Here is a 26,671-nt window from a genome sequence, read left to right as displayed (position 1 = left end):
GACCCAGGCTTCACGCTGTGCACGTACGCGCACGTGATGCCCGCGAGCGACGACCGGCGCGCGCCGCGGTCGACGACGCTTATGTTCTCTCGCGGAATCCTCGCGGAACGAGAAAGACGCCTGACAGCGTTTCCCCAGGTCGTCTCAGAGGGGGTTTCCGCTCGCTGGGGCTCACATGTTCTCGATCAGGGCATCGCCGAACTCGCTGGTGCGGAGCTCGGTGGCCCCCTGCATCATCCGCGCGAAGTCGTAGGTCACCCTCTTGGCCGAGATGGTCTTCTCCATCGCCCGGACGATGGCGTCCGCTGCCTGGTCCCACCCCAGGTAGCGGAACATCATCTCCCCGGACAGGATCAACGACGAGGGGTTGACCTTGTCCTGCCCTGCGTACTTGGGGGCGGTCCCGTGCGTGGCCTCGAAGACGGCGTGGCCAGTGTTGTAATTGACGTTGCCGCCTGGCGCGATGCCGATCCCGCCGACCTGAGCGGCAAGGGCATCGGAGATGTAGTCGCCGTTCAGGTTCATGGTCGCGATGACGTCGTACTGGTCCGCGCGCGTGAGGATCTGCTGCAGGAACGCGTCGGCGATGACGTCCTTGATCACGACCTTCCCGGCTTCCTCGGCCTCGCGCTGTTCGTCGTTGGCGACGGCCCGACCGTCGCGTTCAGCGGTGCGGTCCCACTGACGCCAGGTGTAGGTCTCGCCGGGGTACTCCTCCTCGGCGACGTCGTACCCCCAGCTGCGGAAGGCTCCCTCGGTGAACTTCATGATGTTGCCCTTGTGGACCAGCGTGACGCTGCGGCGCCCACGGTTGATCGCGTAGTCGATGGCGGAGCGCACCAGCCGCTTGGTGCCTTCCTCCGAGATCGGCTTGATGCCGAACGCGGCGGTGTCGGGGAAGCGGACCTCGTCGGCGACGCCCAGCTCCTGGCGGAGGAAGGCCATCAGCCGGCGAGCCTCGTCGGTTCCGGCCTCCCACTCGATGCCGGCGTAGACGTCCTCGGTGTTCTCCCGGAAGATCACCATGTCGACGTCCTCGGGTTGTTTGACCGGGGACGGGACACCGGGGATGTGCCGGACGGGGCGGACGCAGGCGTACAGGTCCAGCCGCTTGCGTAGCGTGACGTTCAACGAGCGGATGCCGCCGCCGACCGGGGTGGTGAGCGGCCCCTTGATCCCGACGTGGAACTCGCCGAAGGCGTCGATCGTCTCGTCGGGGAGCCACACGTCCTCGCCGTAGACGCGGTTGGCCTTCTCACCGGCGTACACCTCCATCCACACGATCCGCCGGTCAGCGCCGTAGGCACGCTCGACGGCGGCCTCGAGCACGCGGTGGGCGGCCGCCCAGATGTCGGGTCCGGTGCCGTCCCCCTCGATGAACGCGATGACCGGGGTGTCGGGCACGGCGAGCTTGCCGTCGTGGATCGAGATGGCTCGTCCGTCGTCGGGGACACGGATCTTGTCGTAGGGCACCGGTGGTCTCCTCGGCGGGGGACGGGCGGACGAGGCTCGGAGCGAGGCTAGCCACTGGTGCACCCGACGGACGCTGTCGCCCCGGGGCGGGTTGCCACGTGAGCACGGCGTTGTATTAGGTTCTGCTCACCTCACGTCAGCCGACGTTCCAGGAGCCCCGGATGTCACGCTTGCGTCGCTTCACGCCCCGCCTCGTCGTGGCGGCCAGTCTGGTGTTCGCCGTGCTGGCCGCCTGTGGTGGCGACGACGGCGCCGGTGTCCGCGAGATCGACGGGGGCGGCGACACGGTGACGGGCACCCAGACGGGCACCCAGACGGGCACCCAGACACCGACGGCGCCGGGCACGCCCGCCACTCGCGGCGCCTACTGAGGCGCCCGCCCAGCCCCACCCGGCGAGCGCCACGGCTGCGACCGCCCAAGCGCCGTGGCGGACCCAGGTCGCGACGCCCGGCCGGAGGTAGTCGGGGAGCGTCAGCCGCCAGCCGCGGTACCAGGGGTTGGCGGTGGCGGCGAAGTCCACCACCCAGGTCAGCTCTCCACGCGCGGCCTCCACCGCCAGCCAGGCATGCGCGACCACGCCGACGGTTCCAAGCACCGCCAGCAAGGTCAGCCGTCTCCGGTCGCGGCCGACCCACCAGCCCACCGCCACGGCCGCGCACGGCAGCACCGCCACGACCTGTCGGCCCGGGAACCACCAGCCGTGCATGGTCACCGCGACGAACGCCGCGGTGAACCACCCGGCCACGAGCGGCACGCCGACCACCGCAGCCGCGGGGCGGCTGCGGCGGGCCAGCGCCGCCAGCGCCGGCACCGCCAGCAGCCACGCCGGCTGCCAGGCGGCCACCCCGAACCCGCGGTCGACCAGCAGGCCCAGCAGCCGCTGGCTGCGCGCGAGGTAGCGGGGGGCCAGCCCGACGACCGCCAGTTGCCCACCGTGTTCGGCGAAGAACGCGCCCGACGCGTAGCTGGTCGCCCCGCCGTACCAGGCCAGGTGCAGTGCCAGGTAGGCGATCCCCGCGACCGCCAGCACCCCGACCACGATCCCGGCGGTGGCGCGGTCGCCGCGGCGGATCACCCGGAGCACCGCCAGCCCTGCCAGCGCGGCCGCCACCGGAACGAACTTCGCCGACAGCCACGGAAGGGCCACCACCGCCCCGCCGACGACCGCGATCCCGCCCCGACGCAGCGGCCCGGCCAGGCCGGCGATCGCCGCGGTCACCGCCAGGGCGGCCGGGACCTCCGGGTAGACCTGCTGGCCGTACACCGCCAGGGGGGCGGCGGCGCCCATCACGAGGGCAGTCACCGCCGCCGTGCGCAGCGGGACGCCGAAGCGGCGCACCATCGTCCACACCAGCAGCCCGGCCAGGGCGGCGTTGAGCACCGCCAGCGCGAGCTTGGCGGCCACCCACCCCCCCAGGCGCATCGGGACGGCGAGGAGCGTCGGGAGAAGCGGGTCGTGGGGGACCACCATCGTCCCGTCTGGGCGACGCCGCGCCTGGGGCACCAGCGTCTGCTCGTGGAAGGGGCGGTACGCGTCGCGGTGGATCTCGTCGCTGACGTCCAGGTCGAGATCGTGGGCGAGACTCAGCGCGGTGAGCAGGTAGTGCGGCTCGTCCCCGCTGGTGTGGTTGCCGGTCGTCGCCCGACCTGCCGCCCCACCCGCCGCGGCCGCAGCGGCCACGCACGCGACCGCGGCGATGACGACCGCGAGGCGCCGCCGCGTGAGCGGCCGCACGTCGGCGTGGTGAGCGCCCGCTGACGGTTGCCGGATCACCGCAGCACCTCGGAGCGGCGGACCCCGAGCACCCAGATCACCACCCCGGACAGCACGATCAGCAGCAACGACGCGACGCTGGCGTCGGCGAGGAACGCGTCCTCGGCCGAGGTCCAGATGCGGGTCGCGAGCGTGTCGAACCCCGGGGGAGCGAGGAGCAGCGTGGCAGGCAGCTCCTTCATCGTCGACAGCAGCACCAACCCGCCACCGGCCAGCAACCCCGGTGTCATCAGCGGCAGCTCCACCGTCAGCAACCGGCGTCCACGGCCCGCGCCGAGCGCCCGCGCGGCGTCGTCGAGCCTGCGCGGGACGCTGGCGACGGTGACCTCCGCAGCGCGCAGTGCCTGCGCCCCGAAGTGGATCACGTACGCGGTGACGAGGAGGTGCAGCGTCTGGTAGGCGGTCACGATCGGGCCCGGGGCGCCGAGCGTCCAGAAGGTCAGGGCCAGCGCGATGACCAGCCCGGGTAGGGCGAAGCCGGCCACGATCACCGCGTTGACGGCCTGCCCGGCGCGGCTGCGGTAGCGGACCGTGAGGTAGGCGACCGGGGCGGCGACCGCCACGGCGATCCCGGCGGTGGCCAGGCTGATCCCGACCGTGTTGAGCGCCGGCCCGAGCAGCTGCCCGGGATCGGTGACCACCGCCCCGGCGCGTGCCGCGCCCCGCGCCAGACCACGGACCGACCAGAACGCCAGCACCCCGACCGGTGCGACCAGCGCGGCGAACAGCAGGGCGGCCAGGCCTCCCGTCGCCACCGGGCGCCAACCCCCGAGGGAGATCTGCAGGCCGCGGGTGGCGTGGGCCCCTTCGACCTGACGCAGGCCGCCGGTGACCATCCGCTCGAGCACCACGACCGCCACGGCCAGCGCACCGAGCTCCAGGCTGAGCGCGAGTGCCGTCGGCGGATCGAGGACGTTGACGAAGATCACCCGCGTGAGGGTGTCGTAGCGCAGCAGCTCGACCGCGCCCCAGTCGCTGATCGCGTACAGGAACGTCAGCAGCGCCCCGGCCAGGATGGCGCCGCGGATCTGTGGCACGACCACGGACGCGAACACCCGCGTGGGTCGGCGCCCCAGCAGCCGGCCGGCTTCCTCAAGCGACGACGGGAGCTGCTGCAGGCGTGCGGCGACCGGGAGGAAGACGTAGGGGTAGGTCAGCAGCGTCAGGACCAGGAACGCGCCACCGAAGCCGCGCAGGCCACCGGGGACCCGCACACCGATCAGCCGCTCGGCCAGGCCTCCCGGCGCGAACGCCGCGATCAAGGCGAACGCCCCGATGAACGAGGGGATCACCAGAGGAAGCGGTAGCAGGATGCGCCACAGGCGCCGGGCGGGCACGTCCGTGCGGGTCACCAGCCACGCGGCGGCGGTCCCCACCGCCGCGGCGGCGGCCGCGACCGTCGTGGCCAGGACCAGCGATCGCGCCAGGGGCGCGACCGCGGCGGGTGCCATGAGCAACGCAGCGGACCGGCGGACGTCGGCGAGGTTGCGCACCACGAGGTAGCCGAACGGGACCGCGAAGACCATCCCCACGGTGACCACGCCGGCGGCCAGCCAGCGCGGGGCGCGACCCGGGGTCCCGGGTGCCACGCCCCGGTGCGGGCGCAGCGCGCGTTCGGGTGCCGGCGCGGACGTGAGCGGTTCCACCGTTGAGAGCGACCCCTTACCTGCGCAGCCCGCTGCGCTCGATCAGATCGATCGTGGCGCGCAGCTCATCGCCGAGCTCCTCGATGTCGACCTTCGGGAGGGTGAGGCTGCCCAGGGGTGGCAGATCCGCAGCGGGCTGGACACCGCGGGCCAGCGGGTACTCGAAGGTCTCCTCGGCGAAGTACCGCTGTGCCTCCTCGGAGACGAGGAACCCGACGAACCGCTGCGCGCGTGGATCGTCGGACACCACGCTGACGGTGGAGGCGATCAGCAGTGCCCCGATGTCGCCGTCGGGGAAGACGTAGTTGCGGCTGGGCAGGGTCGGGTCCTCGTCGAGCCAGCGGTGGTTGTAGTAGTGGTTGACCAGTCCCATGGCGACCTCGCCGCGCGCCACCGCCTCGACGATGGCGTTGTTGTTCCCGTAGGTCCGGGGTTCGTTGTTCGCCAGCGCGGTCAGCCACTGCAGCGTGCGTTCCTCGCCGTACACCTGCTGCATCGCGCTGACGAAGTCCTGGAACGAACCGTTGGTGGGAGCCACCCCCACCCGTCCGCGGTAGCGCTCATGGGTCAGGTCGAACACCGACCGTGGCAGCTGTTGGTCGTCCACCTGCTCGGTGTTGTACACCAGCACGCGTTGGCGGCCGGTCACCCCGACCCAATGCCCGCGATCGCTGCGGAAGCGCGCATCGACGGTCGCCAGGATCGTGTCGGACAGGGGTTGCAGCAGGTCGCGTTCGGCGAGGAAACCGACGGCGCCGGGGTTCTGTGCGTAGAAGACGTCCGCCGGGGTACGTTCGCCCTCCTCGCTGATCAGCAGCGCCAGCTCCGCCGAGTTGCCGTAGCGGACCTCGATCGGGATGCCCGCCTCCTGCGCGAAGCGGTCCAGGAGCGGCCCGACCAGGCTGCGGCCACGGCCGGAGTAGATCGTGAGCGCATCCTCGCCCCCGGCGCACGCAGACGATGCGGCCGCGAGCAGGCCGACAGCCAGGAACGCCGCGGCGCCCAGCCGGAGGCGGCGGCCGAGGCAGCGCGGGGATCGCCCCGGGGCACGTGGGCCGGTCGCGCCGGTCAGCGTGGTGCCACGCTCGGGTCGCGTCACGGTGCCTCCACCAAGTCCGGGGCACGGACCTGGGCGGCGGCCCACTGGCGGGCGACGAGATCCGCGAGGTCGGTCATCGGTCGGAAGCCGAGCAGCCGTTGGCAACGTTCGGTGTCCGCCAGCGTCGCGGAAACCTCGTCGAGGTGTGCGGGAAGGATCTCGACCGGCGCCCGACCGGCGACCGCGGTCACTGCGGCGACGAGGCCGGCCAGGGCATGGCCGACACCGGTCCCCAGGTTGACCGTCGCGGGCCGGCGCAGCGCCGCCAAGCGCACCAGCCCGTCGACCACGTGCCCCACGTCGGTGACGTCGCGGACCCGGTGCAGCGAGCCGAAGACCGCCAGCGGACCTCCGGTGCGTGCTGCGGCCAGCCACCGGGCGATGGCCATGTCGGGGCGCTGGTGCTCACCGGCGACCGTGAACGGACGGGCGACCGCGACCAGCCCTCCGCGCGCCACCCGGTCGGCGCAGCGGCGTTCGAGGACCACTTTCGACCGGGCGTACCCGCCGCGCGGACGCAACCGGTCGCTCTCGCGGCACGGACGCAGGCCGTCCGGCGTGTGGGTGGCCCCCCCGTACACCGACGAGGAGGACGTGACCACCACCGGCACGCGTTCGGCGACGATGTCGAGGACGTGCTCGGCGGCGACCACGTTGTCCCGCCACCGGCGGTCCGCGACGCCGGGACCGTCACCGCGGACACCGGGGCATCCGGCGAGGTGGTAGGCGACGTCGGCGCGGCGCAGGATCGCATCGACCGCCGGATCGTGTTCCGCGAGGTCGGCGACGACCGCCGAGCCGGGAGCGCCGCGGGGCGGTGGCCGGCGGTCGACCCCGCACACGTCGAGCCCGTCCGCGGCCAGGCGGCCGACGAGGTGGCGTCCGATGAAGCCGGACGCGCCGGTGACCACAGCCAGGGGCACGTCGATCTCCGATCGTGCGAGCGGCGCCCCGCCGCTCTGGACGCGTGACCTTAGGGGAGCCTAACCTCAGCTGGCCAGTCGACGTGGGGAAGGTCCGTGGGGGCACGCCGCCGTCCTCGCTGGGGAGCGTGGGTCGCCGCCGCCGCGGTCACAGCCGTGACGCTCGTGGTGGTTGCGCGCAGCGTGGACGGTGCGGCGCTGGAGACAGCGGCGCGGGCAGCGGTCGTTCACCCGCTGACGCTGACCGCGGTGCTCGCCGCGTACGCCGCGGCTTTCGTCGTCCGCGCGGCGGTGTGGCGCCGGGTCGTGCCGCAGCTGCGGTTCGGTCAGGCCCTGGCCGCTCTGCACGTCTCCCTGGCCGGGAACCACGTCCTGCCGTTGCGGCTGGGTGAGCCGTTGCGCGTGGCCAGCGTGGTGCGCCGGGCGGGCGTGCCGCTGCGACCCGCGGCTGCGTCCGTGGTCACGCTGCGGGCCGCAGACCTCCTGACGGTGGGGAGCCTGGCGGTCGCTCTCGGCGCCCCGGTGGCCGGTCGCGTGGTGGGGGCCGGGGCCGGGGGGGTTCTGGTGCTCGCGGCGGCCGGGGTGGCCGCCGGCACGTGGTGGCTGCGACGGACCCATGGCTCGGCCCGCACCCGTCCGCCGGGCCCGGCCGTGGCGCTGGGCACGGTCGTCTCGTGGCTGCTGGAGGCCGCGGTGGTGTGGCAGGCGGCCCGTTGGGCGGGGGCCGCGCTCAGCATCCGGGAGGCGGTGCTGGTCACCGCCGTGACGATCGCCGCGCAGGTCGTCGCGGTGGCGCCCGGCGGCTTCGGGACCTACGAAGCCGCGGCCGCCACGACACTCGTCGCTCTGGGGCTGCCTGCCGGGACGGCGCTGGCCGTGGCGCTCGTCGCCCACGCGGTCAAGACGGTCTACGCGCTGGCCGCAGGGGCCGTCGCGCTCGTCGTTCCCGCGCCGGGCATGCTGGGACGTCTGCGGCTGGAACGCCACCGGCCACGCCGCAGGCAACCCGCCCCCGCCGCTGAGCGCCAGCGCCCCGTGGTGCTGTTCCTGCCTGCCCACGACGAGGAGGCGACCGTCGCCGGGGTCGTCGCACGTGCGCCGAGTTCGGTGCGCGGCCACCCGGTCGAGGTCGTGGTGGTCGACGACGGCTCGACCGATGCGACCGCGGAGCGGGCGGCGGCCGCGGGCGCTGCCGTGGTGCGCTTCGCCGCCAACCGTGGGCTCGGCGCGGCGGTGCGGCGCGGGTTGGCCGAGGCCGTCGACCGCGACGCGGCCGCGGTGGCGTTCTGCGATGCCGACGGCGAGTACGCCCCCGAGGAGCTCGAGGCGCTGGTCGCCCCGATCCTGGACGCGACCGCCGACTACGTCGTCGGGACGCGCTTCGGTGGCCGCATCCAGCGGATGCTCCCGCACCGCCGCGTCGGCAACCTCGTGCTCACGGCGCTGCTGCGGATCGTGTCCCGCCACCCGGTCAGCGACGGGCAGAGCGGCTACCGGGCGTTGTCGCCGGCCGCAGCCGCCGCAGCGGAGATCGTCCACGACTTCAACTACGCCCAGGTCCTCACCCTCGACCTGCTGGCCAAGGGCTACCGGTACGCCGAGGTCCCGATCAGCTACCGCTTCCGCGAGACCGGCGAGTCGTTCGTCCGCCTCGGGCGGTACGTGCGCGCGGTGGTCCCCGCCGTGTACCGGGAGCTGAACGCCGCCTGATCGCGGCGCTCACCGCTCGGAGCCCAGCGTGACCACCGCACCGCGCACGTCGACGTCGACCCGGTCGCCGGGGCGGAAACGTGGCTCGGGTCCCAGCCGTGACCGCAGCGACGTCCCGTCCGCCAGCTGCAGCTGCACCAGCTGGTCGTGTCCGAAGTACGACACCGCCTGGACGTGTGCGCGACCCGAGCTGTTGGCGGTCAGTGTCAGCGCCTCCGGTCGGACCACCACCTCGACGCTCGACGCCGGCACCGGCCCGACCGTGGCCACCATCCCCAGGGGGGTCACGACCCGGTAGCGGTCGACCCGCTCGGCGGGGAGCACGTCCGCGTCGCCGACGAACGTCGCGACGAAGCGGTCGGCGGGGCGGGTGTACAGGGTGTGAGGGTCGGCAACCTGGTGGATGCGCCCCGCGCCCATCACCGCGACCTCGTCGGCCAGCGACAGCGCTTCCTCCTGGTCGTGGGTCACGAACACCGCGGTGGCACCGGCGTCCTTGAGGATGCGTCGCACGTCCGCGCGGACCGTCGTGCGCAGTGCCGCGTCGAGGTTCGAGAACGGCTCGTCCAGGAGGACCACCTCGGGGCGGGGTGCCAGAGCACGCGCGAGCGCGACACGCTGCTGCTGACCTCCCGACAGCGCTGACGGGAGGCGTTGCTCGAGGCCGGTCAGGTCGACCAGGTCGACCACCTGTGCGATCCGGTCGCGCCGCTGCTGCCGGGGCCAACGATGCAACCCGTACGCGACGTTCCCCGCGACGGTCAGGTGCGGGAACAGCGCGTGGTCCTGGAACACCATCCCGACCTTGCGACGCTCGGGAGGCACCGATCGTGCGGGCGTGGCGACCACGTGGCCGTCGAGCTCGATGTGCCCGGCGTCGGGTTGCTCGAACCCGGCGATCAGCCGGAGCGTCGTGGTCTTGCCGCAACCGGATGGTCCCAGCAGCGCGGTGATGCAACCGCGCGCGACCTTCAGGTCGAGTTCCCGTACCGCGACCACGTCCCCGAACGATCGGCTGACGTCGATGCAGCACACCGCCGGCAGTGCAGCTGCCGCGTCGTCGGTGGCCGCCGGGGGGAGGCCGGTGGAGGTCTCCATCGAAGGTAAGGCTACCCTTCATGTGATGGCTGCGGGATGTCCATCGCAGCGGTGGGCAGGACGTGGTCGGCGGTCGACCGAGGAGGGATCGTGTCCGACGCGCAGCAGGGAGACGGGCGGGGAGGTCGGATGCGCGCGCTCGTCCGGCGTGAAGGCAAGCGCGTCGCCGTCAGCATCGTCGGATCCGTGGTCCTGGTGGCGGGCGTCGCGATGATCGTCCTGCCGGGTCCCGCCATCCTCGCGATCCCCGCGGGCCTGGCGATCCTGGCCACGCAGTTCCGATGGGCGAGGAAGGTCCTGGATGAGGTGTGGGCCCGCATGCCGGGACGCGGCGACGCCGACGGCGAGGGCGACCGGCGCGGCAGGAGGGCCCTGGACGAGGTGCGGGGCCGCCTGCCGGGACGCGGCGACGCCGACGGCGAAGGCGACCGGCACGGCGCCCACCGCGAGACCGGCGCGTTCGGCGGCGGCACCGACGTGAAGGGGTGAGCGACGACCGCCCGATGCATCGAGGTCGTGCAGCGCCGCCTCTCACGGTGGCATCGGCAGCGGCGGTCGGCCCTCCACCGGGCATGCAGGTGCGGTTGTCATCGAACGAGTCGCCGTTCGGGCCGTCGCCCGCGGTCGTCGACGTCCTGACCACCCGCGCCGGCGACGCCAACCGTTACCCCGACGACCAGAGCGCCGAGCTGCGCGCCGTCATCGCCCGCCTCGAAGACGTCGGCGTCGAGCAGGTGGTGGTCGGGAACGGTTCGGCTGCGCTGCTGATGGACCTGATCGCGCACGAGGCACGCCGCACCGACCGGGGGAGCGGCGCAGGGTCGGTCCTGGCCTACGACCGGGCGTTCATCGTCTACCGGCTCGGCGCGCAGGTCGCCCGCGCCCGGTTCGACGAGGCTCCGCTGGGTGACGGCTTCGCCCGGACGGCCGACGCGCTCCTCGACCGCGTCTCGGCGGACACACGGATCGTCACGATCGACAACCCCGCCAACCCGACCGGCGCGCATCTGGACGGCGACCAGCTCCGCGCGGTGATCGACGCCGTCCCCGCCGACGTCACGATCGTGGTCGACGAGGCCTACCACCAGTTCGCGCGCGGCCACCGCGGGTACGTGCCGGTCGCTGAGCTCGGCGTCGACCACCCCCGCCTGATCACACTGCGCACGTTCTCCAAGGCGTACGCGCTCGCGGGCTTGCGGGTCGGCTACCTCCTCGGCCCCCGCGACCTGGTCGCCGCCGTGGACACCGCACGGGTCAGGTTCAACGTCAACGCGCTGGCGCAGGCGGCAGCCGTCGCGGCGATCGGCGACGACGGACACCTGCAGCGCACCGTGGCCGGCACCGTCGCGGGGCGGCGGCGCCTGGCCGCGGGGCTGACACAGCTCGGGGTCCCGTTCGTTGACGGGCTGGGCAACTTCGTCCTGGTCGACGCGGGGGAGCCGGCCGGGCCGGTTGCCGCGGCATACGCCGACCACGGTGTCGGGGTCCGGACGCTGGCGCCCTACCGCCTCGACCACCACTTCCGCGTCACCGTCGGCACGCCCCACGAGCTCGACGTGTTCCTCGACGTCTCCGGTGAGGTGCTGGCCGACGTCGCGTCGCGTCGCCGCTGACGTCAGTCTGGGCGGGCCCAGTCGCGAGCGCGGTCGACGGCCTGCTGCCAGCGGGCGTGCAGCGCCTCGCGCTGGTCGGCGCCCATGGCCGGCTCGTACCGGGTCTGCACCGTCCAACGGTCCGCCAGCTCGTCCTTCCCCGACCACACACCGGTCGCCAGCCCGGCGAGGTAGGCCGAGCCCAGCGCAGTGGTCTCCGTGATCCGGGGGATCACCACCGGGACACCGAGGATGTCGGCTTGGAACTGCATCAGCCACCGGTTGGCGACCGCCCCGCCGTCGACGCGGAGCTCGTCCACCGCGATCCCCGTCTCTTCGGTCATGGACACCACCACGTCGCGCGTCTGGTAGGCGATGCTCTCGAGCGTGGCGCGGACCAGGTGCGCCCGGCTCGTGCCACGGGTCAGGCCCACCACCGTTCCGCGGGCGTAGGGGTCCCAGTGCGGGGCGCCGAGCCCGGTGAGCGCCGGCACGAAGTACACGTCGTCGTTGCTGTCGACGCTGGCCGCGAGCTCTTCGGTGTCAGCGGCGTCGTCGATGATGCGCAACTCGTCACGGAGCCACTGCACCGCCGAGCCCGTGACGAAGATCGCACCCTCCAGTGCGTACTCGACCGGCTCGTCGCCGATCCCCCACGCGATCGTGGCCAGCGGCCCACGCGTGACCCGTTCCACTTCCGTTCCCTGGTTCATCAGCACGAACGAACCGGTCCCGTACGTGTTCTTGGCCAGGCCTTCCTCGTAGCAGGCCTGCGCGAACAGCGCAGCCTGCTGATCCCCGGCGATCCCCGCGACCGGGATCCCGTCGGTGAGGAACGCCCCGTCGGCGGTCTGGGCCAGCTGCCCCGAACTGGCCACGACCTCCGGCAGGACCGCGTGGGGTATCCCGAGGTGTTCGAGGAGCTCGCCGTCCCAGCACCGCTCGTAGATGTCGTACAGCAGCGTCCGCGAGGCGTTGGTGTAGTCGGTGACGTGCGTGCGGCCGCCGCTGAGCTTCCACACCAGCCACGAATCGATCGTGCCGAAGCAGACCTCACCGGCCTCCGCGCGTCCCCGCAACCCGTCCACGTGGTCGAGGAGCCACGCGACCTTGGTCCCCGAGAAGTACGCGTCGATGACCAGGCCGGTGCGGTGGCGGACCTGGTCCTGCAGCCCCTCGGCCTTCAACCGCTCGCACAGCCCCGCGGTGCGGCGGTCTTGCCACACGATCGCGTTGTGAACCGGCTCGCCGGTGGCACGGTCCCACAGCACGGTGGTCTCGCGCTGGTTGGTGATCCCGATGGCGGCGAGGTCCGCGGCGTCGAGCCCGGCAGCGTCGACAGCCTGCTCGGCGACCCGGCGGCTGACTTCCCAGATCTCTTCCGGATCGTGCTCGACCCAGCCCGGCCGCGGGTAGTGCTGGCGGAACTCCGAGTACGCCTGGCCGGCCACATCGGCGTCTGGGGTGACCACCAGGGCCTTGGTACCGGTCGTGCCCTGGTCGATCGCCAGGATGTGGCTGCCCACGTGTCGCTCCTCGTCGCGGTGGCGTCCCGCGCGCAGGCTACGGGCGCTGCGCTGCGGCCAGACGGCGTTGGGCCAGGATCGCCTGGGCGGCCCGTGACGCGGGTGGACGACGCAGCTGCGACGCCATCCAGGCTGTGGTGTCGACCAGAGCGTCGAGATCCACCCCGGTGTCGAGCCCGCTGCGTTCCAGGCTGTACACCAGGTCCTCGGTGGCGAGGTTGCCCGTGGCGCCCGGTGCGTACGGGCATCCGCCCAACCCACCGGCTGACGTGTCGGCGACCGTGACGCCGGCATCGAACGCCGCCAAGGTGTTGGCCAGACCCTGCCCGAACGTGTCGTGCATGTGCACCGCCAGCCGGTCGAGCGCCACGTGGCGCCGCAGTGTGTCCAGGAGCCTGCGGACCTCGCCGGGCGTCCCGACGCCGATCGTGTCGCCCAGGCTGACCTCCGCGCAGCCGAGCTCGAACAGCGCCACGGTGACGCGGACCACGTCGGCGGTGGGCACCGCGCCCTGGTAGGGGCATCCCAGGACGGTCGACAGGTAGCCGCGTGCGCGCACTCCCGCCTCCGATGCCCGCTGGATGACCGGGGCGAGCATCTTCAGGCTCCCGTCGACCGTCCGGTTGAGGTTGGCCTTGCAGAAGGCGTCGCTGGCGGCCGTGAGCACCGCGATCTCGTCCGCCCCGGCGCCCAGCGCGTCATCGAGCCCCCGCTCGTTGGGGACCAGCACCGGGTAACGAACGTCGGGCAGGCGTCGGATCGCGGCCATCACATCGGCTGCGTCCGCCAGCTGCGGCACCCACTCCGGATGCACGAACGAGGTCGCCTCGATGACCTCGAGCCCGCACCGGGCCAGCCGCTCGATGAACTCCACCTTCACGGCGGTGGGGACCGTCGCCGGCTCGTTCTGCAGACCGTCGCGCGGCCCCACCTCCACGATCGTGACGCGGTCCGGCAGCCTCATCCCCCGTCGCCCTCCATGTCCGGCCCGACCTCCACCAGCGGTTGGTCCGCGTCCACCACGTCGCCGGCCGCCACGCGGACGGCGGTCACCGTCCCTGGCGCGGGCGCGCGGACGGGATGCTGCACCTTCATCGCTTCGACCGTGACGAGGACCTGGCCGCCGTCGACGTGGTCACCGGCGGTCACGGGCACCGATGTCACCGTCCCCGGCATCGGCGACGTCAACGCCGCGCCCGCCGTCAGCAGACGCCGCTGAGGGTGGCGGGTCGGGGCGACGACACCGAACCAGGTCGTGACACCGCTGGTGTGCACCCACACCACCTCACCCCCCTCCCCGTGGGGGCGGTCACTGACGTCGATCGCCACCCGCGTCGCGGCCTCGCGGCCGTCCACCTCGAGGTCCAGCCTGTTGAGGAGCGGCTCGTCGGCGGTGACGACGACGTCGTGTGAGGATCCGCCGACCTGAACGCGCAGACGGTCGCCACGCCCACCGACGACGAGCGCGTGGGCTGTGCCGCGGTCGTCGCGGAGGGTGACCCGCCAGCCCCCGACCCCAGCGACCCGCCACGGGCCCAACGTCTCCCACGGGTCGCCGCCTCGACCGTGGCCAGCGCCCCGCCGAACCAGCGCGGCTGCGGCGGCGGCCAACGCCTCCACCGGCGGGGCAGGAGGCACCCAACCGCGCAGGTGGTCGTGCAGGAAGGCGGTCGTCAACGCCGCGGCGGTGAACGCGCCGTGGTCGATGATGTCGTGCAGGAACGCCACGTTCGTCGTCACGCCCAACACCGAGGTATCCGCCAGGAGCCGTCGCATGCGGGCCACCGCCTCCCGGCGGGAACGGCCGTGCACGATCAGCTTGGCCAGCAGCGCGTCGTAGTGGGGGGTCACGCGGCTGCCCGGGACGACGCCGGCGTCGACACGGACGCCGGGGGAGGCGGGGACGTCGAAGGTGAGGATCCGGCCGGTCTGGGGCAGGTGCCCCCGTGCGGGATCCTCGGCGTACACGCGGGCCTCGATGGCGTGTCCGTCGCGGGACAGCTCGTCCTGCCGCAGCGGCAGGGGTTGGCCAGCGGCGATCCGCAGCTGCCACTCCACCAGGTCGATCCCCGTGATCGCCTCGGTCACGGGGTGTTCGACCTGCAGGCGGGCGTTCATCTCCAGGAACCAGAAGTCGCGCGAGACGTCCGACAGCAGCAGCTCCACAGTGCCCGCCCCGACGTAGTCCACCGACCGGGCGGCCGCGACCGCGGCCTCGGCCATCGCCTGGCGCAGGTCCTCGTCGAGGGCCGGGGACGGCGCCTCCTCGACCAGCTTCTGGTAGCGGCGCTGCACCGAGCATTCGCGCTCGAACAGGTGCACCACGTCACCGTGGCGGTCACCGAAGATCTGGATCTCGATGTGGCGTGGTCGCTGCACGAGCTTCTCGAGGAACAGCCGGTCGTCACCGAACGCCGCGCGGGACTCCTGCCGCGCGGCGACGAGCGCATCTGCGACATCGCCAGGCCGGTCCACGCGCCGCAGCCCGCGGCCGCCACCGCCCGCGACCGCCTTCACGAGCAGCGGGTAGCCCACGGCCTGCGCCGCAGCGACCAGGGCCCCATCATCGAGGTCGGGATCGTGCACGCCCGGTATGACCGGGATGCCGGCGCCTTGCGCGGACCGCTTGGCGGCCGCCTTGTTCCCCACGAGCCGCAGCGTGGCCGGGCGCGGCCCCACGAACACGACACCCTTGTCCTCGCAGGCCTGGGCCAGGTCGGCGTTCTCGGCCAGGAACCCGTAACCGGGGTGGACCGCCTCCACCGCGGTTCGCACGGCGGCCGCGACGATCCGCTGCACGTTCAGGTAGCTCTCCGCGGCCGGGGCGGGACCCAGCCGGACCGCCTCGTCGGCCTCGTGGACGTGCGGCTCGTGCGCGTCGGCGTCGCTGTACACGGCGACCGTGGCGACCCCCAGCTCGCGGCAGGTTCGAACCACGCGTCGGGCGATCTCGCCGCGGTTGGCGATCAGCACCTTGGCGAACACACCACCTCCCGCAGCGGTGTTGGGACGGCCAGGCTAGGACAGCCTCTCGGCGCGGGTTCACCGTGACGCCGGAGCCCGCCGCGACACCCGAACGGACGGGCCTTGCGCGGACCGGAGGCGCGGCTGGCGGGTGCGCGCACCCCCAGCTTCGGGCGTCTTCTCGGCCGTGGAAGGCATCACCATCCGCGAGACCCGCAGCCACACCTTCGACGGAGAGGTGATGCGGTCGCGCCCGCACGACCGACGTCCGAGGCTGGTGCCGGCGCTGTCAGTCGTCGGGGGCCCACGCGGCGGGGCGCTTCTCCAGGAAAGCCAACATGCCGTCCTGCGCTTCGGCGGAGACGCGGAGGCGGGAGATCGCTTCGGTGGTGATCGCAGCGGCGTCCTCCAAGCTGGCGGTGGCTGTCACCCGCGCCACCAACGCCTTCACCTCTCGCTGCGCCTCGGGACCGCCGCGCAGCAGGTCGCCGACCACGTCGGCAACCGCGGTGTCGAGCTCGTCGTCAGCCACGGCGTGGTCCACCAGACCGAAGCGGACCCCGGCCTCAGCGTCGAAACGCTCTCCGGTGAGGAACAGGCGCCGGCCTCGAGCTGGTCCGGTGCGTCGCACGACGTAGGGAGCGATCACCGCCGGCGCCAGACCCACCCGGACCTCGCCGAAGCCGAACCGGGCACCGCGCCCCGCGACCACCACGTCGGCGCAGGCCAGCAGCCCGATCCCGCCGCCGAACGCGTGGCCGTTGACGCGAGCGACGACGGGGTGCGGACAGTCGTGGACGGTACGGAGCGTCGCCTCGAGTTCCCGGGCGTCGCGGAGGTTGTCGTCGACGGAACGGTCGGCGGCCCTGCGCATCCAGCGCAGGTCCGCGCCGGCGCAGAAGGTCGGCCCGGCCCCGGTCAGCACCACAACCCGGACCCCGTGGTCATCGGCGACTTCGGAGAACGTGGCGCGCAGTCCCGCGAGGAGCGCGGCGTCGAAGGCGTTGCGCACCTCGGGGCGTTCGAGAGTGACCGTCACGATCCCTCGCCCGTCTCGCTGCACACGCACCGACGCTGCGTCTGGCATCGTCGCCACCTCCGCCGCGACCGAGTTGGGACTCATCGGGCCCCCGGGCCGCGAGCCCTACATCCTGAACACACCCCACGTGGGCTGCGCGATCGGGGCGTTCAGCGCAGCGCTGATCGCGAGCCCGAGGAGGTCACGGGTGTCCACGGGGTCGATGATGCCGTCGTCCCACAGCCGAGCCGTGGCGTAGTAGGGGTGGCCCTGCCGCTCGTACTGCTCGCGGATCGGCGTCTTGAACGCCTGCTCCTCGTCGCTCGACCACCTCTCGCCCCGTGCCTCCAGGTTGTCGCGGCGGACCGTGGCGAGCACGGTGGCCGCCTGTTCGCCGCCCATCACCGAGATGCGGGCATTCGGCCACATCCACAACAGCCTCGGTCCGTACGCGCGGCCGCACATGGCGTAGTTCCCGGCACCAAAGGAGCCGCCGATGATGACGGTGAACTTCGGCACCGACGAGCACGCCACCGCCGAGACCATCTTCGCCCCGTCCTTGGCGATCCCGCCGGCCTCGTACTCCCGACCGACCATGAACCCGGTGACGTTCTGCAGGAAGACCAGGGGGATGGCGCGCTGGTTGCACAGCTGGATGAAGTGGGCGCCCTTCAGCGCCGACTCGCTGAACAGGATCCCGTTGTTGGCGACGACCCCGATCGGGAAGCCGTGGATCCGCGCGAACCCGGTGACCAGCGTGGTGCCGTACAGGTGCTTGAACTCGTGGAACCGCGAGCCGTCCACCAGGCGGGCGATGACGTCCCGAACGTCGAACGGTTCCTTGAGGTCGCGCGGGACGATCCCGTACAGCTCACTCGGGTCGTACGCCGGGTCCTCGGGCGTCGACACGTCGAGGCGCGTGGTCGTGCTCCGGTTGAGGTTGTCGACGGCGTCCCGGGCCAGCTGCAGGGCGTGGCGGTCGTCGACCGCCAGGTGGTCCGCCACGCCGGAGCGACGTGCGTGGACGTCTCCGCCTCCCAGCTCCTCGGCGGAGACCTGTTCGCCGGTTGCGGCCTTCACCAGTGGGGGACCGCCGAGGAAGATCGTGCCCTGCTCCGCCACGATGATCGTCTCGTCGCTCATCGCCGGGACGTACGCCCCACCCGCCGTGCACGACCCCATCACGACCGCGAGCTGTGGGATCCCGGCGGCCGACAACCTCGCCTGGTTGTAGAAGATGCGGCCGAAGTCGTCACGGTCGGGGAAGACCTCGTCCTGCTTGGGCAGGAACGCCCCACCCGAGTCGACCAGGTACACGCACGGCAGGTGGTTGGCGGCGGCGATCTCCTGGGCGCGCAGGTGCTTCTTCACCGTCATCGGGTAGTAGGTCCCGCCCTTGACGGTCGCGTCGTTGGCGACCACCACACACTCGACCCCCGCGATCCGACCGATCCCGGTGATCAGCCCGGCGCCCGGCGCGTCCCCGCCGTACATGCCGTGTGCCGCCAGCGGTGACAGCTCCAGGAACGGGGTGCCGGGATCGATCAGTGCCTCGACCCGCTGGCGTGGCAGCAGCTTGCCGCGGTCGACGTGACGTTCCCGGGCCCGCTGCGGACCGCCCTGCGCCGCCCGGGTCAGCTGTTCGCGGAGGTCGGCCACCAGGGCCTCGTTGTGCGCGCGGTTCGCGGCGAACGCAGCCGACGTCGGATCCACCCGACTCCGGACAACGGCCATGGACGAGGAGGGTACTTCACGCACGATGACCGCCCGGCGCCCCGCCCCGCGTGGAGCGCCGCCGGCCGTGGCCAGGCGCGAGCAGCGGCCGGTGCTTCCCCACGACCGCACGATCAGCCCGACAGGCGCGACCTGACGATGGTGGTGACGCGCGCACCCTGGGCGCGGGTGCCGACCTGGGGCATCACCACGCCCATGACCTTGCCGATGTCTCGGGACGTTTCGGCCCCCACCTCGGCGATGGCGGCGTCGACGAGCGTGCGCAGCTCCTCGTCGCTGAGCGGCTCCGGCAGGTACTCGCGGTAGATGTCGGCCTCGGCGGCCTCGGCGGCCGCGCGCTCCTGCCGGCCCGCGTCACGGTACGTCTGGGCGGCCTCGCGGCGACGCTTGACCTCGCGCTGCAGCAGCTGCTCGACCACGTCGTCGGGGAGCTGGCCCTGCGCTCCCACACGGGCGTCCACCGCTGCGTTCTTGATCTCGGCCACGATCATCCGAAGCGCGCTGACCCGCTGGCGGTCGCGGGCCTTCATGGCCGCCGTGAGGTCCGAGTGGATGCGTTGCTGGAGGGACACGGGCACTCCTGGATGGCACACGATCGTAGCCAGGCAGCTGCCGCGCCAACTGTGGGCGGACGACGACGTGGGCGAACAGCCGACCGCCCTCTCCGCGGGGAGAGGGCGGTCGGCGGCACCGCGCGGGTGCGGGGGCGAGGCGGGGCGGGGATCGCCTCACCGGGGAGGCTCCTGGCTGCCTAGCTGTCCTGCTCGTCGGTCTTGGAGCCGGTCACGGCCTCGACCACGGCATCGGCCGTCTTCTGCACCGACGTGACCGCCGCCTTGGTCTGCGACCGGGCGGTCTGCGCCTGGTCGCGGCCTGCCGCGGCACCGGCCTCGACGCTGCGGCGGGCCGTCCGGCGCACCGAGGTGACCGCGGCCTTCACCTGGCTGCGGGCGTTGCCGGCCTGGTCGAGGACGTTGCGCACCCGGCGATCCTTGAGCAGGTCGTCGGCGAGGGTCCGACCCTCGGCGGCCTTCTCGTCGAAGCGGGACTCGAGTCGGTTGCGCAGGTCGCGCACCCGCTTCTCGAGATCGGTGCGGGTGCGCTTGGCGTCGGTGCTGCGGATGCGACCCGGGAATGTCCGGGCGGCCGTCACCGCTTCGCCGGCGAGCTGGGCAGCGTTGTTGGCCAGCCCCGCGAAGACGTAGGCGGTGTCGACGGCGATCACCTTCGGGTCACGTTCGTGGACGGGCACGCCCGCCAGGCGACCAGATGTGCGCTTGGTCGTGTTGGCCTTGGCGGCGTGCTTGGCGGTCTGCTTGGTCTGGGTCTGGGTCGCCATGTGGTGCTCTCCGATCTGATGTGGTGTGCGGGGACATGGTCGTGAGACGGCCACCGGTGCGACCGGGATGGCTGGTCCACACCGGGCCGCTCCCGACGGCGCTGGACCGACTCTCGGTCCCGTCTCGCCACCAGTAAACCCCATTCCGCTAACTATTGCAAGCGCACGGGGGTGTGCGGTGGCGCCTTCGGACGCAGAGACGGGGAGATCTCGGGCCTCACGGCCGCGCGCCGGGTCGACCCGAGGCGGGGGAGGGACCCCGTTGCGTGCTGACGTTAGCACCTCATCGAGGTCGTGTCACATCCGACTGCAGCTGGCCTGGTGCATCGCGACCAACTCGTCGAGCACGGCCATCACCGGACCCATCGCCAGGGGGAAGGCACGCTCGGCCTGCCGTGCCAGGTCGCGGTACCAGTCCGGTCGGGCGGTCGCCGAGGCATCGCTGACCAGGATGTCCGCGACGCGGCACCCGGGTCCAACCAGGGTGGCGTTCACCCCGACGAGCGTGTAGCCGAGCGCCTCGAGGTCGCTGCGCGCACCGATCAAGCCGGCGTCGCTGACGCTGATCGACGCGTCGTGGCCGTCCGGGACGGGTGGGAGCGCAGCCACCCAACCGTCCGCGACCACGGGGATACGCAACAACGTGGCCTCGGTCGGGACGCTCGATGCGCAGCGAGTTCGCATGCCGGCCTTCCACGCGCGGGGCTGGGATGGTGGCATCCCCGGGCCGCCGAGTCACGTACCCGGAGCAGATGCGGGCGCCGATCGCGGCCCGCACCCCGGAGCGTCCACGCAGTTGCGTCAACTACGGTCGCTTCCCCGCAGCTGCCGTCTTGAGGGAGGTGGCGTGGCGCAGGTCGGCCTACTCGGCGCCAGTGGCTACACCGGTCGGTTGGTGGCCCAGGCGCTCGACCGCCGCCGCGTGAACCTGATCGCCGCGGCTCGTGACGCCGGTCGCGTGCAGCGAGCTGTCGGCCACCTACCAGCCGTGACCGAGGTCCGCGCCGTGGACGTCACCGATCGGGACGGCCTCGGCGACCTGCTGTCAGGGGTCGACGTGGTCGTCAGTACCGCCGGACCGTTCGTCGATCTGGGACCGCCGGTGCTGGACGCCGCGATCCGCGCCGGTGTCGACTACGTCGATAGCACCGGAGAGCAGCCGTTCCTGCGGTGGGCGTTCGACGAGCGTGCCACGGCGGCCGCTCGTGCCGGCACCACGGCCGTGCCCGCCTGCGGGTTCGACTACCTGCCCGGCGATCTCCTGGCCGACGTCGCAGGGACCCAGGTCGAGTCGGCCCGCGACGTACACGTCGCCTACCTCGTGCGCGGCTCCGGTGGGTGGGCGTCACGCGGAACCCGACGCACCATGGTCGGCGTGCTCGCCGCCCCCGGGTTCGCCTACGTCGACGGCCTGGAGCAGGAGGAACCGGGGCAGGTGCGCCGCCTGGCGTGGTTCCCGCGTCCGATCGGTCCCCATCACGTGGTCGGTTTCCCTGGCGGCGAACCCGTCCTCGTCCCGCGGCACGTCCCGCACGCACGTGAGGTCAGGTCGTACGTGGCCATCCCGGGTGTGGTCGCCGACCTGGCGCCCCTGGGCAAGTGGCTGTTGCGGTGGGCGCCTGCCCGGGCCCTGCTCGACCGTCTGGTGGCGGCCGGTCCGGAGGGTCCTGCCCCCGATCGGCGACGACAGACACGCTGGGCCTGTGTGGCCGAGGTGGTCGGCGCCGACGGAGACGTGGCGCGCGCGTGGGCGCACGGACGCGACGTCTACGGCTTCACGGCCGAGGCGATCGCCACGGTCGTTGCGCGTCTGGTGGCCGGTGACGCGCACGCACAGGGGGTGGTCGCTCCGGCCGAGGCCTTCGACGCCGCTGACCTCCTCGACGAGCTGGCGGTCGAGGCCCGGATGCGCTGGTCGGTCCGCCCGCCGCCGCCGCTGGGAGGCACGTGAACCGCGAGTGCGCGTTCTGTCGCATCGTCGCCGGCGAGGCCGACGCCAACACGGTGCTGGATCAGCCGGACGTGGTGGCCTTCCTCGACCGACGTCCGCTGTTCCCCGGCCACGTCCTCGTGGTTCCCCGCCAGCATCGTCACACCCTGATCGACCTCCCGCCGGCCCGGCTCGGTGACCTCTTCGGCGCGGTGCAGAGGCTGGCCGCCGCGGTGCCCGCCGCGGTCGACGCCGCCGGCACGTTCGTGGCGATCAACAACCGGGTCAGCCAGAGCGTGCCGCACCTGCACGTCCACGTCGTGCCACGCACGCCCAAGGACGGGCTTCGCGGGTTCTTCTGGCCGCGCCACGAGTACGACTCCGACCAGCATGCGGCGCAGGTCGCCGCCGCGATCCGCGACGCGCTGGACCGTCAAGCCGACACCGTGTCGTAGATGATCAGCCAACCCCGACCGTCCGCGGATCCGGGCCACTGGACGGAAGGCGCCGCCCCGCGGTCAGCGTCGTGCGGTCCCGGGGGCTACGGTCGGTCGCAACACCGTCACACGCCGCGCCGACACAAGGAGCCACCGTGAGATCCGGCGGAACCGCGCAGAAGATGCGCACGCGCGTCCAGGAGCGGATCGGATCCGACCCCAGCACAGCCGAACGGCTCGTCGACAAGGTGACACCCACCAAGAGTCGCACCGAGAAGCTCGCCGAGACCGTCGACGACCGCCTCGAGCCGGCCCGTGAAGCCGCATCCGAGCGGCTCGAACCCGCTGCACAGCGCATGCAGGAGTCCCTGGCCAACGCCCGCCAGAGCCTGGCTGAGGCGACGCAGGAGGCCCAGCGCGCTGCCGAGCTCTTCGCCGAACGCACGCGCGCCACGGCCGAGCGGGTCGGGGATTTCGTCGACGAGCACGTCGACGAGGAGACCGTACGCACCTGGGGGCCGCGGGTGACCTTCGCCTTGGTGGGGTTGACCATCGGGTTCCTGCTGGGCTGGCTGGTCGCTCGCCCGCGCCGCGACCGGGAGCAGTGGGACGAGCGTGAGGAAGGTCTCGCGCAGGCTCCTGTCAAGGCGGTCAGCAGCCGGTAGCCGGTCGGCGACCACGCGCCCGACCGTTGAAGGCGGCGTGAACGCGTGACACGGTGAGGCGTCCACCGGCTCCCGCGTATGGCACGCTCCGTCCCTGCACCACGCGGAGGGGCGCTGTGCCACAGCTGTTCGCCGGTGACGAGCTGAACGGCGAGGTCCTCGGCGTGTACCACGCTGACCCTGCGACCGGCTTCGGCGTCGTGGAATTGGGCATCGAACCGCGTGGTGACGCAGGCGGTGCGCGTTGCGCCGGACCGCTCGCCGACCTGGTCCAGGGCCAGACCGTGCGGCTGGTCGGCAGCTGGCAGCACCATCCGCGGTTCGGGCGGACCTTCGAGACGACCTACTACGAGCAGACCGTCCCGACCACGGTCGCGGGGTTGCGGGCGTTCCTGCTGACCGAGCGGTTCCCGGGGGTGGGGCCCCGGACCGTCGATCGGATCGTGGCGGCGTTCGGACCCTCGGCCGGGTCGGTGATCGAGCGCGAGCCGCACCGGCTGGTGGCCGAGGCGGGGATCCGCTCCGACCTGGCCGAGGCGATCCACGCCCGTTGGCAGCAGGGCGCCGCGCTGGCGGCGCTCGTCCGGCTGATCGAGCCGGCTGGGTTGCCCTACGAGGTGGTGCGGTCGGTGTTCGCCCGGTTCGGCGTGGACGCGACCGAGGTCGTCCGGCGCGATCCGTACGCAGTGCTGGGCGCCGACCGGTGCCGCTTCGCGCACGCCGACACGCTCGGCCGCCACCTCGGCGTGGATCGCCTCGACCCGCGACGCCTGGCGGCGGCAGCGCGCGCCGGCCACGCCGCCGCACGCCACCGTGACGGGCACCAGTACCTGACGCGCGAGCAGTGCCTGCAGGAGGCAGCCCGCCTGGCGCAGGTCGACATGAACGCAGCCGTCGATGGCCTGACGCGGGCCGTGGCGGGCGGTGACCTCACCGTCGAGGAGATCACGGTCGACGGGGGGGTGATCAAAGCGGTGTACACCCCCGCCGGTCTGGCGTCCGAGCAGGCACTGGCCGACGACCTGGCCCGTCTCCACGCGACCGGCCGCTCCCGCTTGCGACCGCACCGCGACGGGATCGGCCCGTCGCCGGAGCTCACGGCCGGCCAGGGCGAGGCCGTCCGGTTGGTGTTCGACGCGCCGGTCACGGTCCTGACCGGGGGACCCGGTACCGGGAAGACGCGCACCGTCCAGGAGGTGGTCGCCGCAGCCGAGGCCGTCAGACTCAACGTCGCCCTGTGCGCGCCGACCGGAAGGGCCGCCAAACGCCTGGAGGAGTTGGTCGGTCGCCCCGCCACCACCGTGCACCGCCTCCTCGACGCGCGTCCCACGACCTCCGGCGACGGCCACGGCCGGGGGTTCGCGTTCCGCTACGGGGCGGGGGAGCGGCTGCCGCACGATCTGGTCGTCTGCGACGAGGTGTCGATGTGCGACACGTGGTTGGCGGCGTCGCTGGTGGCTGCGGTCGACGACGGGGCGCACCTGTTGCTGGTGGGCGATCCCGACCAGCTGCCCCCGGTCGGCACCGGTGATGTCGTCCGGGACCTGCTGCGCGCCCAGCTCGTGCCCTCGGTCAGGCTGACGGAGGTCCACCGCCAGGCCGCCACCAGTCGGATCGTGTCGCTGGCCACCGAGGTCAACACCGGAACCCTCGGACAGCTCCGCGCCGTCGACGGCGACGTGATCGTCGCGGAGGAGCCCAAGCGGGCGCGGATCGTGCCGCGCGTCGTCGAGGCGGTCGCCAACCGCATGCCGGCCTACTTCGGGGTCGAGGTCGCTGACATCCAGGTGATCGCGCCGGTGTACCGCGGCGACGCCGGCGTCGATGCGCTCAACGCGGCGTTGAAGGCGGCTCTGAACCCGCCCCGCGGTGCGGCCGTGGCGGGGTTCCGCTCCGGCGACCGGGTGATGCAGACCCGCAACGACGCTGAGCTGGACGTCTCGAACGGCGACATCGGGTACGTGGTCGACGTCGACGCGCGTCGTGGGCAGCTGCGCGTGACGTTCCCCCGCGGAGAGGTCACCTACGACCGCTCCCAGACCCGCGACCTCACCGACGCCTGGGCGATCACCGTGCACAAGGCGCAGGGCGGTGAGTGGCCGGTGGTCGTGTTCGTCTGTGACCGATCCCACCGGGCGATGCTGTGGCGCAACCTGGCCTACACCGCCATCACCCGGGCGCAGCAGGCGCTGGTGGTGGTCGGCCAGAGCGCAGCGCTGGCGGCCGCGGCCGCGCACGACCGGCCGCGCAACCGGCAGACGGCGCTGGACGTACGGCTGCGGCCGGCGGTGCAGCCATGAGCGGGGATTGCACGTTCTGCGCCATCGTGGCTGGTGATCAACCCCACCACCTGGTAGTCGAGGACGCCCACACCGTGGCGTTCCTCGACGTCCACCCCGCCACGCGCGGGCATACGCTGGTCGTCCCCCGGCGTCACGTCCGCGACCTGTGGGACGCCGACCAGGACGACGCCGCTCGGGTGATGCGCGCCGGTTGGGTCGTCGCGCGGCTGGTCCGTGACCGGCTGGGAGCCGATGGCGTCAACCTGTTCCAGGCCACCGGCGAGGTCGCCTTCCAGTCGGAGTTCCACCTCCACCTGCACGTGGTCCCCCGGTACGACCCCGAGGAGCTCGTGCGACCGTGGAGCCCGTTGCTGCGCGCCGATGACGACGAGCTCGGGGCCGTCGCTGACGTCCTGCGCGGTGGCTGAAAAGGGCAGCCGGTGCGGCCAGGTCCTCAACCGGCCGGCGCTGGTCCTCGCAGCGCCCTCGCGATCCCCACCAGCAACAGTTCGGCCGCGATCTCCAAGAGTCGCACGGCCGCGACCAGCACCAGGGTGGCGTCGGCGCCCATCGCCGGGGCCAACACCAGCGTCGTGGCACCCTCGCGCGCGCCGATCCCCCCCGGCGCGAACACCACCAGCCCGCCGGCGAGGTGACCGACCGCGTATGCCCCGACGGCCTGCAACCCGATCCGGGTCGGGTCGCCACCCACCGCGGTGAGCAGCACCAGGAACGCGGCCAACCTCACCGCGCTGTTGGCCAGGTACAACCCGGCGACGCGCGCGAGGCGCGCGCGGGAGACCTCGACCCGCTCGTCGACGCGTTGCAGGCGCCCGCGCGTCACCCACCGGCCCAGGCGCGTGTCGAGCAGACGCGACAGGCCGCGCAGCACCGCGTCGGGGTGGGTGAGGGTCGCGGCGAGCACCAGGAACGGCACGGCTCCGACCACCGCAAGCCACCGTGCCCGCACCAGCGGGAGCCACCAGGGCAACGTCGCCAGGGACAGTGCGGAGCTGACCGACAGGTAGAAGGTCAGCTCCAGCAAGGTGCTGACCGCCCCGGCGGTGGCCGTCAGCCCGTAGCGACGGGCCACGACCCCGCGGCCGGCCACCTGCCCGAGCGTGACCGTGTACCGCGCCAGTTGCGACACCGACCAGATCCACACGGCGGTGCGAGCGGGCGGACGCGGCGCGCCCAGCGACACCAGCTCGCGCCAGTTGAGCGCCAGGAGCGTGTTCCCGACCAGGTAGGCCACCACCGCCACGGCCGCAGGCTCCAAGCCGGGGATCCCGCCGGCCTCTCCGACGGCCTGCCACCGGGAACGGGCCACCGCCGCGGCGACCGCCAGCAGTCCCAGTGACGCGGCCCACCCCAGCGCCCGCCGCCCACGGTGCTGTGGTCGCGCGGGCGTCTCGGTGGGCGTCTCGCCGGTCGTGGAGTCGGGGCGCGGTTGCACCGGC

23 protein-coding genes are annotated in these 26,671 nt (G+C 72.9%); 8 read left to right on the top strand and 15 right to left on the bottom strand.

Annotation, left to right across the window (positions count from 1 at the left end; genetic code table 11):
• Nucleotides 1–171: 171 nt before the first annotated feature.
• From icd to KY462_02555, 5 genes are all read right to left on the bottom strand, one after another.
• Nucleotides 172–1,473: an NADP-dependent isocitrate dehydrogenase gene (gene icd / locus KY462_02575; GenBank protein ID MBW3576626.1), complete on the bottom strand. Its 1,302-nt coding sequence runs from the start codon at nt 1,471–1,473 to the stop codon at nt 172–174.
• A gap of 164 nt (nt 1,474–1,637) precedes the next feature.
• The gene (locus tag KY462_02570) at nt 1,638–3,248 is read right to left on the bottom strand and encodes a hypothetical protein (protein MBW3576625.1); all 1,611 of its coding nucleotides are present in this window, start codon (nt 3,246–3,248) and stop codon (nt 1,638–1,640) included.
• A complete protein-coding gene (locus KY462_02565) occupies nt 3,245–4,894 on the bottom strand; it encodes an iron ABC transporter permease (GenBank protein MBW3576624.1) in 1,650 nt (549 codons plus the stop codon). The genes KY462_02570 and KY462_02565 overlap by 4 nt, the downstream gene beginning before the upstream one ends.
• A gap of 16 nt (nt 4,895–4,910) precedes the next feature.
• Nucleotides 4,911–5,966 carry an iron ABC transporter substrate-binding protein gene (locus KY462_02560; protein MBW3576623.1) on the bottom strand — a complete coding sequence of 352 codons (1,056 nt, stop codon included), beginning with the start codon at nt 5,964–5,966 and terminating at the stop codon, nt 4,911–4,913.
• Between the two features lie 23 nt (nt 5,967–5,989).
• Nucleotides 5,990–6,916 carry an NAD(P)-dependent oxidoreductase gene (locus KY462_02555; protein ID MBW3576622.1) on the bottom strand — a complete coding sequence of 309 codons (927 nt, stop codon included), beginning with the start codon at nt 6,914–6,916 and terminating at the stop codon, nt 5,990–5,992.
• A 96-nt stretch (nt 6,917–7,012) separates the two neighbouring features.
• On the opposite strand from KY462_02555, the gene KY462_02550 reads away from it, so the two are divergent.
• Nucleotides 7,013–8,626, top strand: a complete 1,614-nt coding sequence (locus KY462_02550) for a flippase-like domain-containing protein (GenBank protein MBW3576621.1) — start codon at nt 7,013–7,015, stop codon at nt 8,624–8,626.
• 9 nt (nt 8,627–8,635) lie between these two features.
• Here the strand turns inward: KY462_02550 and KY462_02545 are convergent, their stop codons facing one another.
• Nucleotides 8,636–9,724, bottom strand: coding sequence for an ABC transporter ATP-binding protein (locus tag KY462_02545; GenBank protein ID MBW3576620.1), 1,089 nt, complete (start codon nt 9,722–9,724; stop codon nt 8,636–8,638).
• 36 nt (nt 9,725–9,760) lie between these two features.
• Between KY462_02545 and KY462_02540 the strand changes: the two genes are divergently transcribed.
• Nucleotides 9,761–10,213 carry a PGPGW domain-containing protein gene (locus tag KY462_02540; protein ID MBW3576619.1) on the top strand — a complete coding sequence of 151 codons (453 nt, stop codon included), beginning with the start codon at nt 9,761–9,763 and terminating at the stop codon, nt 10,211–10,213.
• Nucleotides 10,210–11,337, top strand: a complete 1,128-nt coding sequence (locus KY462_02535) for an aminotransferase class I/II-fold pyridoxal phosphate-dependent enzyme (protein MBW3576618.1) — start codon at nt 10,210–10,212, stop codon at nt 11,335–11,337. Before KY462_02540 ends, KY462_02535 begins: the two co-directional genes overlap by 4 nt.
• Nucleotides 11,338–11,339: 2 nt before the next feature.
• Here the strand turns inward: KY462_02535 and glpK are convergent, their stop codons facing one another.
• The 8 genes from glpK to KY462_02495 form a co-directional block, all read right to left on the bottom strand.
• Entirely contained in the window at nt 11,340–12,842 is a 1,503-nt protein-coding gene (gene glpK / locus KY462_02530; protein ID MBW3576617.1) for a glycerol kinase GlpK, read from the bottom strand.
• Nucleotides 12,843–12,879: 37 nt separating this feature from the next.
• Nucleotides 12,880–13,806, bottom strand: a complete 927-nt coding sequence (locus KY462_02525) for a hydroxymethylglutaryl-CoA lyase (GenBank protein MBW3576616.1) — start codon at nt 13,804–13,806, stop codon at nt 12,880–12,882.
• Nucleotides 13,803–15,827, bottom strand: coding sequence for an ATP-grasp domain-containing protein (locus KY462_02520; protein MBW3576615.1), 2,025 nt, complete (start codon nt 15,825–15,827; stop codon nt 13,803–13,805). The genes KY462_02525 and KY462_02520 overlap by 4 nt, the downstream gene beginning before the upstream one ends.
• A 268-nt stretch (nt 15,828–16,095) precedes the next feature.
• Nucleotides 16,096–16,893 carry an enoyl-CoA hydratase/isomerase family protein gene (locus tag KY462_02515; protein ID MBW3576614.1) on the bottom strand — a complete coding sequence of 266 codons (798 nt, stop codon included), beginning with the start codon at nt 16,891–16,893 and terminating at the stop codon, nt 16,096–16,098.
• A gap of 57 nt (nt 16,894–16,950) precedes the next feature.
• Complete coding sequence (locus KY462_02510) at nt 16,951–18,558, bottom strand: methylcrotonoyl-CoA carboxylase (GenBank protein MBW3576613.1); 1,608 nt, start codon at nt 18,556–18,558, stop codon at nt 16,951–16,953.
• 113 nt (nt 18,559–18,671) lie between these two features.
• On the bottom strand, nt 18,672–19,088 hold the full coding sequence (locus KY462_02505; GenBank protein ID MBW3576612.1) for a GatB/YqeY domain-containing protein: 417 nt from the start codon (nt 19,086–19,088) through the stop codon (nt 18,672–18,674).
• Between the two features lie 221 nt (nt 19,089–19,309).
• Entirely contained in the window at nt 19,310–19,897 is a 588-nt protein-coding gene (locus KY462_02500; protein ID MBW3576611.1) for a hypothetical protein, read from the bottom strand.
• A gap of 297 nt (nt 19,898–20,194) precedes the next feature.
• Nucleotides 20,195–20,539, bottom strand: a complete 345-nt coding sequence (locus KY462_02495) for a hypothetical protein (protein MBW3576610.1) — start codon at nt 20,537–20,539, stop codon at nt 20,195–20,197.
• 205 nt (nt 20,540–20,744) lie between these two features.
• On the opposite strand from KY462_02495, the gene KY462_02490 reads away from it, so the two are divergent.
• From KY462_02490 to KY462_02470, 5 genes are all read left to right on the top strand, one after another.
• On the top strand, nt 20,745–21,848 hold the full coding sequence (locus KY462_02490) for a saccharopine dehydrogenase NADP-binding domain-containing protein (protein ID MBW3576609.1): 1,104 nt from the start codon (nt 20,745–20,747) through the stop codon (nt 21,846–21,848).
• Nucleotides 21,845–22,282, top strand: a complete 438-nt coding sequence (locus KY462_02485; protein MBW3576608.1) for an HIT family protein — start codon at nt 21,845–21,847, stop codon at nt 22,280–22,282. The genes KY462_02490 and KY462_02485 overlap by 4 nt, the downstream gene beginning before the upstream one ends.
• A gap of 137 nt (nt 22,283–22,419) precedes the next feature.
• Nucleotides 22,420–22,929, top strand: coding sequence for a hypothetical protein (locus KY462_02480; protein ID MBW3576607.1), 510 nt, complete (start codon nt 22,420–22,422; stop codon nt 22,927–22,929).
• Nucleotides 22,930–23,045: 116 nt separating this feature from the next.
• Nucleotides 23,046–25,229 (top strand): AAA family ATPase, encoded by a 2,184-nt coding sequence (locus KY462_02475; protein MBW3576606.1) that lies wholly within the window; start codon nt 23,046–23,048, stop codon nt 25,227–25,229.
• Complete coding sequence (locus KY462_02470; protein MBW3576605.1) at nt 25,226–25,639, top strand: HIT family protein; 414 nt, start codon at nt 25,226–25,228, stop codon at nt 25,637–25,639. Before KY462_02475 ends, KY462_02470 begins: the two co-directional genes overlap by 4 nt.
• Before the next feature lie 26 nt (nt 25,640–25,665).
• On the opposite strand, the gene KY462_02465 is transcribed toward KY462_02470, so the two are convergent.
• Nucleotides 25,666–26,667 (bottom strand): flippase-like domain-containing protein, encoded by a 1,002-nt coding sequence (locus tag KY462_02465; protein MBW3576604.1) that lies wholly within the window; start codon nt 26,665–26,667, stop codon nt 25,666–25,668.
• Between the last annotated feature and the right edge of the window lie 4 nt (nt 26,668–26,671).

It is taken from the genome of Actinomycetota bacterium (genome assembly GCA_019347675.1).
In the GTDB taxonomy this organism is placed as follows: Bacteria; Actinomycetota; Nitriliruptoria; order Nitriliruptorales; family JAHWKO01; genus JAHWKW01.
Note: the sequence above shows the minus strand (reverse complement) of the source record. Positions and strands in the feature narration are given on the sequence as shown.

What these genes read in the sequence shown, in the direction of transcription:
- KY462_02545 (MBW3576620.1), bottom strand. Translation starts at nt 9,724, where the DNA reads ATGGAGACCTCCACCGGCCTCCCCCCGGCGGCCACCGACGACGCGGCA.
- KY462_02540 (MBW3576619.1), top strand. Translation starts at nt 9,761, where the DNA reads ATGTCCATCGCAGCGGTGGGCAGGACGTGGTCGGCGGTCGACCGAGGA.
- KY462_02525 (MBW3576616.1), bottom strand. Translation starts at nt 13,806, where the DNA reads ATGAGGCTGCCGGACCGCGTCACGATCGTGGAGGTGGGGCCGCGCGAC.
- KY462_02515 (MBW3576614.1), bottom strand. Translation starts at nt 16,893, where the DNA reads ATGCCAGACGCAGCGTCGGTGCGTGTGCAGCGAGACGGGCGAGGGATC.
- KY462_02510 (MBW3576613.1), bottom strand. Translation starts at nt 18,558, where the DNA reads ATGGCCGTTGTCCGGAGTCGGGTGGATCCGACGTCGGCTGCGTTCGCC.
- KY462_02505 (MBW3576612.1), bottom strand. Translation starts at nt 19,088, where the DNA reads ATGAAGGCCCGCGACCGCCAGCGGGTCAGCGCGCTTCGGATGATCGTG.
- KY462_02500 (MBW3576611.1), bottom strand. Translation starts at nt 19,897, where the DNA reads ATGGCGACCCAGACCCAGACCAAGCAGACCGCCAAGCACGCCGCCAAG.
- KY462_02470 (MBW3576605.1), top strand. Translation starts at nt 25,226, where the DNA reads ATGAGCGGGGATTGCACGTTCTGCGCCATCGTGGCTGGTGATCAACCC.